Origin of the sequence: Promineifilum sp. (SeqCode) (genome assembly GCF_041918635.1) — a bacterium.
Lineage (GTDB): Bacteria > Chloroflexota > Anaerolineae > Promineifilales > Promineifilaceae > Promineifilum.
The window spans coordinates 1-10,222 of the sequence record NZ_JAYRVJ010000374.1 but is presented as its reverse complement, the minus strand read 5'-3'; the positions used below and the strand labels follow the sequence as shown (position 1 = coordinate 10,222).

At 67.0% G+C, this 10,222-nt stretch carries 6 protein-coding genes; all 6 read left to right on the top strand.

Annotation, left to right across the window (positions count from 1 at the left end):
* Nucleotides 1-87: 87 nt before the first annotated feature.
* Nucleotides 88-378 (top strand): Asp-tRNA(Asn)/Glu-tRNA(Gln) amidotransferase subunit GatC, encoded by a 291-nt coding sequence (gene gatC / locus ACE3UY_RS11830; protein WP_374687728.1) that lies wholly within the window; start codon nt 88-90, stop codon nt 376-378.
* A gap of 83 nt (nt 379-461) precedes the next feature.
* Nucleotides 462-1,967, top strand: a complete 1,506-nt coding sequence (gene gatA / locus ACE3UY_RS11825) for an Asp-tRNA(Asn)/Glu-tRNA(Gln) amidotransferase subunit GatA (protein WP_374687727.1) — start codon at nt 462-464, stop codon at nt 1,965-1,967.
* A gap of 172 nt (nt 1,968-2,139) precedes the next feature.
* A complete protein-coding gene (gene gatB / locus ACE3UY_RS11820) occupies nt 2,140-3,588 on the top strand; it encodes an Asp-tRNA(Asn)/Glu-tRNA(Gln) amidotransferase subunit GatB (protein ID WP_374687726.1) in 1,449 nt (482 codons plus the stop codon).
* Between the two features lie 51 nt (nt 3,589-3,639).
* A complete protein-coding gene (locus ACE3UY_RS11815) occupies nt 3,640-8,562 on the top strand; it encodes a GAF domain-containing protein (protein WP_374687725.1) in 4,923 nt (1,640 codons plus the stop codon).
* 186 nt (nt 8,563-8,748) lie between these two features.
* Entirely contained in the window at nt 8,749-9,171 is a 423-nt protein-coding gene (locus ACE3UY_RS11810; protein ID WP_374687724.1) for a response regulator, read from the top strand.
* Between the two features lie 192 nt (nt 9,172-9,363).
* A partial coding sequence (locus ACE3UY_RS11805) for a hypothetical protein (protein ID WP_374687723.1) occupies nt 9,364-10,222 on the top strand: 859 nt, incomplete at its 3' end.

Here is a 10,222-nt window from a genome sequence, read left to right as displayed (position 1 = left end):
GCATCTGGACGGAAGAGGAGTACGAAAAGCTCCGTGAGGCGCAGAAGGCCAAGCAGGATGAGCATGATCCGATGATGGGGGATTGATATGTCTTTAACGCGCGATGACGTAGCCAAGATCGCCCACCTCGCCCGGCTGGCGCTGACAGACGAGGAGCTGGCCCACTACCAGGAACAACTGTCGGCCGTGCTCGACTACGCCGCCCGGCTCAACGAACTCGACCTGTCCGGCGTCGCGCCGGCCAGCGCGGCGGCCATCGGGCAGAACGTCATGCGCGACGACGTGATCGCGCCGTCACTACCGCGCGAGGACGCCCTCTTCAACGCCGCCGCCGTGGCGCAGGGGCAGTTCCTCATCCAGTCGGTGCTTGAAGAATAGTATGCAGTGGGTCAGTAGGTCAGTACGTCAGTCGGGATAGACTGACCTACTGACCTACCGGCCCACTGCGTACTGCCTACCCTATGGACATCACAGCCCTAACCCTGACCGAACTGCGCGACGCGCTGCGGCGCGGCGAGACGACCAGTGTGGCCGCCACGCAGGCGATGCTCGATCGCATCGTCGCCTACGACAACGCCCTGCTGAGCTATCTGACCGTGACGGACGAGATGGCGCTGGAGCAGGCGGCGGAGGCCGATCGGCGGCGCGCGGCGGGCGAGGATACACCCCTGCTGGGCGTGCCCGTGGCCGTCAAGGACATCATCTGCACCGCCGGCGTCCAGACCACGGCTGGCAGCCGTATCCTGGAGGGGTTCATCCCGCCCTACAACGCCTTCGTCGTCGACCGGCTGATCGCCGCCGGGGCGGTCATCCTGGGCAAGACCAACACCGACGAGTTCGCGATGGGGTCATCGACCGAGAACTCGGCCTACGTGACCACCCGCAACCCGTGGGATCTGGAGCGCGTACCGGGCGGCAGCAGCGGCGGCAGCGCCGCGGCTGTCGCCGCCGGGCTGGCCTATGGCGCGCTGGGGACGGACACCGGCGGCAGCGTGCGCCAGCCGGCGTCGTTCTGCGGGCTGGTGGGCCTGCGGCCGACCTATGGGCGCATGTCGCGCTGGGGCGTCATCGCCTTCGCCTCGTCGCTGGATCAGGTGGGGCCGTTCGGGCGGACGGTGGCCGACGTGGCCGCGCTACTGGGCGTCACCGCCGGCCACGACCCGCGCGACAGCACCTCGCTCGACGCGCCCGTGCCCGACTATGAGGCGGCGCTGACCGGCGACGTGCGCGGGCTGCGCGTCGGCGTGCCGCGCGAGTACTTCGTGGAGGGCATCGAGCCGGAGGTGGAGGCAGCCGTCCGGGCGGCCATCGAGCAGTTGGCCGCGCTGGGGGCGGACGTGGTCGAGGTCAGCCTGCCGCACACCCGCTATGGCTTGCCGGTCTACTACCTGATCGCGCCGGCCGAGGCCAGCGCCAACCTGGCCCGCTACGACGGCACGCGCTTTGGGCCGCGCGTCGCCGGCGCGGACATGATCGACACGGTACGCCAGACGCGCGCGCTGTTCGGGCCGGAGGTGAAGCGGCGCGTCATGCTGGGAACCTACGCCCTCAGCGCCGGCTACTACGATGAGTACTACGGCCGCGCGCTGAAGGTGCGCTCGCTCATCCGCGACGACTTCCGCCGCGTCTTCGAGACGGTGGACGTGATCGCCGCGCCGACCAGCCCGACGACCGCCTTCCGCATCGGCGAGCGGACGGACGACCCGCTGAGCATGTACCTGGCCGACATCTTCACGCTGCCGCTCAACCTGAGCGCCGGCTGCGGCCTGTCCGTACCCTGCGGCTTCGATAGCCGCGGCCTGCCCATCGGGCTGCAACTCATCGGCGACACACTGCAAGAGGCGCGCATCCTGGACGCCGCCTACGCCTATGAGCGCGCCCGCCCGTGGCACAAGCGCTTACCAGTCGTCGCCGCCGAAGCCGGCGATCTGGCCGCCGAAGCGGGTGACCCGGAAGCGACCGACTGAACCCGCGCCGGCAACCGCCCCGCGACAACTTTTCACGTTTCCCATACCTAAGGGATGGGGGAAAGGGGCTACAATTGGTGGCGAGCTTATGGAGTCGTATACTTGAATAGTGGCGAGTGGTCAGTGAACTGATCACTGCCCACTGGTCACTGACCACTCTCCGGGAAGCCTCATGCTCGATCAGTACGAACCCGTCATCGGTCTGGAGATCCACGCCGAACTGCTAACCGAGTCCAAGATGTTTTGCGGCTGCCGGGTGGTGGCGGCGGACGTTGAGCCAGAGCCGAACACCGCCGTCTGTCCCGTCTGCCTGGGCATGCCGGGCATGCTGCCGGTCATCAACCGGCGGGCGGTGGAGTTCGCCCTGCGCGTCGCCCTGGCGCTCAACTGCACCGTCCAGCCGCGCAACGTCTTTGCCCGTAAGAACTACTTCTACCCTGACCTGCCCAAGGGGTATCAGATCAGCCAGTACGAGCTGCCCATCGGCCGGTATGGCTGGCTGGACATTACCCTGCCGGGCGGCGAGACGAAGCGCATCGGCGTCCGTCGCGTCCACATGGAGGAGGACACGGGCAAGCTGACCCACCTGGAGGCGGGCGGGTCGCTGGTGGACTACAACCGCTCCGGCGTACCCTTGCTGGAGATCGTGTCGGAGCCGGATATCCGCTCCGGCGAGGAAGCGCGGGCCTACGCGGCGCGCATCCGCCAGATTTTGCGCTACCTGGAGGTGAACTCCGGCGACATGGAGAAGGGTGTGCTGCGCGTGGAGCCGAACATCAGCATCCGGCCGCGGGGCAGCGCCAGCTATGGCACGCGTATCGAGCTTAAGAATCTGAACAGCTTCCGGGCGCTGGCCGAGGGGACGGAGTTCGAGTTGCGCCGGCAGGCCGCCCTGCTGGATGGCGGCGGGCGCGTGGTGCAGGAGACGCGCGGCTGGCACGACGCCCGCCGCGAGACCTTCAGCCAGCGATTGAAGGAGGAGGCTGAGGACTACCGCTACTTCGTCGAGCCTGACCTGCCGCCGCTGCACATCGACGAGGCGTGGATCGAGGCCGTGCGCGCCGCTCTGCCGGAGTTGCCGCAGGCCCGCGAGGCGCGCTACGTCGAGACATTCGGTCTGACGCCCTACGAGGCGGGCGTCCTGGCCGACGACCGGCGGGTGGCAGAATGGTACGACGCCGCCGTGGCCGCCGGCGGCCAGCCCAAGGCGCTGGCGAACTGGATTCTGAACGATCTGTTCCGGCTGCTGAACGAGCGCGGGCGACGCATCGAGGAGATTCCGCTGGCGCCGGGCGCGCTGGTCGAACTACTGCGGCTGGTGGATGAGGGCGCGATCAACGTGACGACGGGGCGCGACGTGCTGGCCGAGATGGTGGACGGCGGCCGCGAGCCGCGGGAGATCGTCGCGGCGCGCGGCCTGGGGCAAATCTCCGACGAGGCGGCGTTGACGGCCCTCATCGACCAGATCATCGCCGACAACCCCGGCCCCCTGGCGAGTTACCGAGGCGGCAAGGAGAGCCTGCTAGGCTGGTTCGTCGGCCAGGTGATGCGCGCCACGCGCGGGCAGGCCAATCCGGCGCTGGTCAATGAGCTGGTGCGCCGGCAATTAGGGGTTAAGTAGGGGCGGGTTTGAAACCCGCCCCTACCCGGGAACCTGACCCTCGGAGAAGATATGAACAGCGCGAGTCTGCAATTCACGCCCTACGTCTTGCCCGTGCTCGGGGCGGCGCTGCTGCTCTTCATCCTGTCGCTCTACATCGGCTGGCAGCAGCGGCGTCCCCTGTCGACGACGCCGGAGACGTGGATTTTTCTGAACCTGGTGCTGCTGACCGGCTGGTGGTGCATCACCTACGCGGCGGAATTGCTTTCGACCCGGGCCGCCTCTATCCTGTTCTGGACGCGGTTGGAGTGGATCAGCATCGCCCTGTTGCCCGTGGCCTGGCTGCTATTCGCCCTCAGCTACACGGGGCGGATCGAGCGAGCCACACCTCGCCTGATCGGCCCTTTGCTCATACTGCCGATCATCATGATCGGCCTGGCCTGGACGACGCCGGCCCACGCCCTCCTCTACGTCAACCCGGGCATCACGACGGACGGCCCATTCGTGGCCTTCAGCGCCCAGCGCGGGCCGGCCTACTTCGTGCACGTCCTCTATGCCTACGGTCTGGTCGGCATCGCCACATGGTTCATCTTCCGCCACTGGTGGCGCTCGCGGGGCCAGGCGCGGCGGCTGACGCTGTTTGTGCTGATCGGCGCGCTGTTGCCCTTCGTCAGCAACGCCATCTACCAGGTGGCGATCGTGCGCGGCCGCCCCTTCCTCATCGACCCTACCATGCTGGTCTTCGCCATCAGCGCCATCCTGTTCAGTTGGGGCTGGTTCCGGCTACAACTCTCCGACTTGCTGCCCGATCTGCCGTTGCCCGCCGCTGCGCCGATGGAGCGAGGGGAAGACGCCACCGAGCTGACACAGAGCACCCAGGGGCGCACGCTCAATCTGGTGTCCCTGGGGCTGTCGGTATTGCTCTTTCTGGCCCTCATTCCCACGCTGACGCTGCTGCTGCGCGTTGGGCCCGATTGGCCGCTCATGCTGGCCTATCTGGGGCTGTACCTGTTGGTGCTGCTGGTGGCCTTCTGGCGCAGCGTGACTTACCGGCTGCGCTCCTTCGGCCTGGTGATGGTCTATCTGGGGCTGATGGCGCTGGACTTGCGCATTAGCGGCCTGACCCCCGTATTGGGCCTGTTCTTGCTGGCCTACTTCGCTTTCGTCGCCATCTTGCTGAGGGGGCGGGCCGTGGCTGTAGCCCTCCTGCTGGGGGGCGTCACCCTGGCAGCCGTCGCGCCCGTCGAGGGGCCGGCCTTCCAGCGCGACCTGTTCTCGCTGCTCTATTTGCTGTTCAGCGCCGCCATGACGGGCGGACTGCTGCTGGTGGCGCTGGTCATGCTGCGGCGCGACAGCCGGACGCTGCTGCGGCGCTCCCGCCAGTTGGCGCGTGAACTGGAGTTGGAGCGGGAACAGCTGGAGGTAAGGGTCATTGAACGCACGCGCGCCCTGGAGACCAGCGCCGCCATCAGCCGCCAGCTTTCCACGATTCTCGACCAGTCACAACTGGTGAACGAGGTAGTCGAGCAACTGCGACTGGCCTTCGCCTATTACCACGTCCACGTCTATCTGTGGGACGAAGAGGCCGGCGCGCTGCGCATGGCGGGCGGCACGGGCGAGGCGGGCCAGACGATGCGCTCCGCGGGTCACATGCTCGCGCCGGGTCAGGGGCTTGTCGGCCGCGCCTTCTTCACCCGCGCTCCGGTCATCGTGCCCGATGTGCGCCAGGACGCGGGCTGGCTGCCCAACCGGCTGCTGCCGAGCACGCGGGCCGAGATCGCCGTGCCCATCATGTATGGCGACCAGGTGCTCGGTGTGCTCGATACCCAGGACAGCGACGTGGGCGGGCTGGGGCAGGGCGACTCGCAACTCTTGCAGACGGTCGCCGGCCAACTGGCCGTGGCGCTGCGCAACGCCCGGCTGCTGGCCCAGATACAGCGCGAGGCAGAGCAGACGGCGCTCATCAATCAGGAGAACTTGCGGCTGAGAGAGCAGGCCGAGACGGCGCTGCACGAAGCTCGACAGCGCGAAAAGGAATTGGCCCTGGTCAACCAGGTCGTCACGTCCATCGCGGCCACAGCCGATCTGAAAGACAGCCTGCAACTGATCGTCGATCAGTTAGCGGCGGCCACTTCCATCGGCCAGGTCGGCGTGGCGATTCTGAACGACGACCACACCGCCCTGACCGTCCTGGCCGACCGCTCCGAGCAGCTTAACGCGGAGAGCGCGGTCGGCTTCGTGATCCCGCTGGAGAACAACCCGGCCACTCAGCAAGCCATCCGGGAGCGAAAACCGGTCATCGTCCACGACGCGACGACCAGCCCGCTGACCGCCTCGGCCCACGAAGTGCTGCGCCAGCGCGGCGTGAAGACGATCCTCATTCTGCCGCTGGTCGTCGGCAATGAGGTCATCGGCACGGTGGGGCTGGACGTGGTGGAGGAAGGCATCGAACTGACCGACGAACAGTTGCGGCTGGCCGAGACCATCGTCTATCAGGGCGCGTCGGCCATCCAGCGCACCCAGCTCTTTGAGCAGGCGCGCGACCGCTCGCGGCAACTGGAACGGCTGTCGCGCATCGAGGCCGATCTGTCGCTGGCGACCACCGAAGACGAAATACTGTACCCCTTGGCAACCGATCTCTTTGCAGGGGCCAGGGAAGCGAGTTCTTCCCCTGGAACCTTGAATCTGGAATATGGAACCTCCTCCGGTCCGTCTATGAGCCTCACGTACCTCTCAACGCGGGGTAGCGACGGCGCGCTGCTGGCCGCGTGTGTCAGTAGTTGGCCGCCAGCCGAGGGTGGGGCGAGCCGGCGGCCGGCCGCGGTCACACCCCTGCGCGACCTGCCCCTGAGTGAGCTGTGGCTCGACCGTCCGCGCGACCTGCTGACCATCCAGGACAGCCGGAGCGACCCGCGTCTCGACGACGCCATGCGCGCCCAGGCGGCGCGCGAGGGCTGGCGGGCGCTGGCGCTGCTGCCGCTGCGGCGCGGCGGCCAGTGGCAGGGATTCTTCAGTATCGTCTGGCCGGAGCCGCATGCGCTATCGGCCGATGAAACCTTCATCCTGCAACGGTTGCACGAGCCGCTGGCGGCGACGGTCGCCGGACGGCGCGCCTATCTGGCCCAGCGCGGTGCGCTGGCCCAGACCGAGGCCCTCTACAACGTCAGCGCCCGGCTGAACATGGCCCAGTCGTATGACGACATCCTGGCCGTCATCCGGCAGCACACCGAACTCGGCCACGCCGCCGACGCGCTTCACTTCGTCCACTTTGACCAACCCTGGTTGCCCGACCAACCGCCGCAGACGGTCACCGTTCTGGCCCAGTGGAGCCGCGACGGGGGTGAGGCGCCAGCCGCCGGGCCGCGCTGGCAATTCGATGAGTACCCGGCGCTACGGCTCTTGCGGGCCGACCGGCCAACGGTCTTCGCCGACATCATCAACGACCCGCGCCTCGACCGCCCCACCCGCGCCGCTCTGGCCGCGGGCACATCCGTACCCCCGTCCGCGAATGGGGCCGGAGCCGAGCCGGGATCGCTGGTCGCCCTCGCCGCCGCCAGTGGAGGCGCGCGCAGCGCCGTCTTCGCTCCGCTCGTCGTCGGCGGCAAGTGGATCGGCTACGTCAGCCTGTTCTACCAGCGCCAGGCGCGCTCGTTCGCCGAGGACGAGATCGACAGTCTGGCCGGACTCATCGGGCAGGTGGCCGTGGCCGCGCAGACCATCGTCCTGTTGGAGCAGACCCAACGAGCGCTGGCTGACCAGGCGCGGCTGGCCGCCCAGTTGCGTGCCGTATCGGAGGTCGCTGTGGTAGCCACGGCGACGCTGGACGTGGATCAACTGCTCACGGCCGCCGCCGAACTGACCCGGGAGAGCTTCGACCTCTACCACGCTCACATTTACCTGATCGACGAAGCTGAGGGCGCGCTGGTCTTGCGGGCCGGCGCGGGAGAGGTCGGCCGGCGCATGGTGAGCGAGGGGTGGCGCATCCCGCTGGCGGCCAATTCCATCGTCGCTCGCGCCGCGCGCGAGCGCGATACCATTGTGGTGGCCGACACGCGCCACAGCGCCGATTTCCTGCCCAACCCGCTGTTGCCCGATACGCTCTCCGAGATGGCCGTGCCGCTCATCGTCGGCGAGCGGCTGCTGGGCGTGCTGGATGTTCAGGCCGACAAGCCGGAGCGGTTCGACGCCTACCACGTGCTGGCCCATCGCATTCTGGCCGCCCAACTGGCCGTCGCCGCGCAGAACGCCTACTACTTTGCGGAACAGTTGCACACGGCCGAGAAACTGCGCGAGCTTGACCGCCTGAAGACGGACTTTCTGGCCCACATGAGCCACGAGTTGCGCACACCGCTCAACTCTATCATCGGTTTCGCCGAGGTGATGCTCATTGGCCTGGACGGCGAACTGACCGAACGCATGGCCGAAGATCTGCAACTCATCCATAGTAGCGGCCACCACTTGCGAGAGATCATCGGCGACATCCTCGATATGTCCAAGATCGAGGCCGGCCGGCTGGAGCTGACCTATGAGCCGTTCGACATCGAGCAAGTGACCTCCAAGCTGCTGGCGACGGCCGCGCCCCAGGCCGAGAGCAAGGGGCTGGAGCTGACGCTCGACATCGACCCGAGCGTCGGTCAACTGATGGCCGACAGCACCCGCGTCCAGCAGGTCTTGTGGAATATCGTCGGCAATGCCATCAAGTTCACCGACCGGGGGCGCGTGGCCGTCTCCATCCGGCAGGACGAAGAGGACGTGCTGTTCACCGTCGAGGACAGCGGCATCGGCATCGCCCCGGAACACCTGCCGCGCATCTTCGACCACTTCCACCAGGTGGACGCGGGCTGGCGCGGCTCCACCAGCGGCACGGGGTTGGGGCTGGCGATCAGCCGGAGCCTGGTGGAGTTGCACGGCGGGCACATCTGGGCCGAAAGCGAGTTGGGGCGCGGCAGCACGTTCCGCTTCACCATCCCGTGCTGCCCGCCGGAGCGGATGTAGGGGCGCACCTGCGTGTGCGCCCGGGGGCAGGTCTGCCCCTACTGTAATCGCCGTCGTAATCAAGGAATGGTTTAATGAGTGCGTGGGCTTCATGTGGCACGGGTTTCTTAACCCGTGGCCGGATATCATGAGCACGCAGGTTAAGAAACCTGCGCCACATGAAGACGCAAGTAAAGGAAGTTACGCGTGAAGAACCGTATTGTTAGCGGCGCGGCGCGCAAGCGAGTGCTGTGCGTGGAGGACAATGAGACCAACCTCCGCCTCATCGCGCGCGTCATCGAAGCCGAACACCACGATTTTCTGGGAGTCAGTGACGGCCTGTTAGCGCTTGAGGCCGCCGCGCGCGAACACCCCGATCTCATCCTCCTCGACATCAATATCCCCGGCCTGGATGGGCTGGAAGTGGCCCGCCAGCTCAAGGCCGATGAGACGCTGGCCGCCATCCCTGTCATCGCCACCACCGCCAACGTCCTCTTCGGCGACCGGGAACGCTGCCTGGAAGCCGGTTGCGACGAGTACCTCGCCAAACCCCTCGACATCCGCGAATTGCAGACGATTTTGCGCACCTACCTGGGTTCGCCCAACGGGCGTGGCTCCGCCACTCACTGACAGAAACAGGACGCGGATGGACGCTGCCTGGCGGCGAAAATCAGCGCCCATTCCGTTCTGACCGCAGTCCATCGTGTCATTTCTCTCAGTTGCGCTACAATACCGTCCGAAGTAGGGACGGGTTTCAAACCCGCCCGTACAGGATTTCCGTCCGGTACACGGTGGCCGGCGCGAGGGATAACACGAGACACGATGCGCGTAGCGTTGCTGGCGAACTTGCAGAAGAACGCGCCCACCTGGCCTGGCATGCCCTCCGACCGGTGGGACGACCTGGACAGTGAGGCGACCATCCAGGCGCTGCTGTCGGCCCTGGAGGCGGGCGGCCACGAGGCGACCTTCCTGGAGGGCAACCTCAGCCTGTGCGAGACGCTGCCCCGGCTGAAGCCCGACATCTGCTTCAACATCTGCGAAGGACATTGGGGAGACTCGCGCGAGGCGCAGGTTCCGGCCATCCTGGAGATGTTGCGCATCCCCTACACCGGCTCCGGCGTGCTGACGCTAGCCCTGGCGCTGGATAAGCCGATGACCAAGCGGGTGCTGACCCACCATAACCTGCCCACGCCCGCCTTCCAGACGTTCGAGCGCGTCACAGAAACGCTCGACCCCGACATGCAGTTCCCGCTATTCGTGAAGCCGAGCCGCGAGGGCACGGGCATGGGCGTCACGGCCGAGTCCGTCGTCTACAACGAGATTCAACTGCGCACCCAGTTGCGCCGCCAGTTCGAGATCTACGACCAGCCCATCCTCGTCGAGCGCTTCATCGAGGGGCGCGAGGTGACCATCGGACTGATCGGCAACCTGACCACGCCAGTGGCGCGCCGCCTGCCCGAAGACCTGGAAGCGCCGCGCATCTCCCGCGGTCTGCACTTCTTCCCGGCGTTGGAGGTGGACATGAGCCGTTATCCGGCCGAGGAGGCGGGTATCTACACCAGCCGCATCAAGACGGAGATGGCGCACGAGTTCCATTACCTGTGCCCGGCCCCGCTGCCGGCGGCGCTGTTGGAGGAGTTGAACTGGCTGGCCGCGGCTACCTTCCGTGTCACCGGCTGTT

Bases quoted from the DNA above. Each gene is read 5' to 3' on its own strand.
- gatA (WP_374687727.1), top strand. From the start codon at position 462: ATGGACATCACAGCCCTAACCCTGACCGAACTGCGCGACGCGCTGCGG.
- gatC (WP_374687728.1), top strand. From the start codon at position 88: ATGTCTTTAACGCGCGATGACGTAGCCAAGATCGCCCACCTCGCCCGG.
- gatB (WP_374687726.1), top strand. From the start codon at position 2,140: ATGCTCGATCAGTACGAACCCGTCATCGGTCTGGAGATCCACGCCGAA.
- ACE3UY_RS11815 (WP_374687725.1), top strand. From the start codon at position 3,640: ATGAACAGCGCGAGTCTGCAATTCACGCCCTACGTCTTGCCCGTGCTC.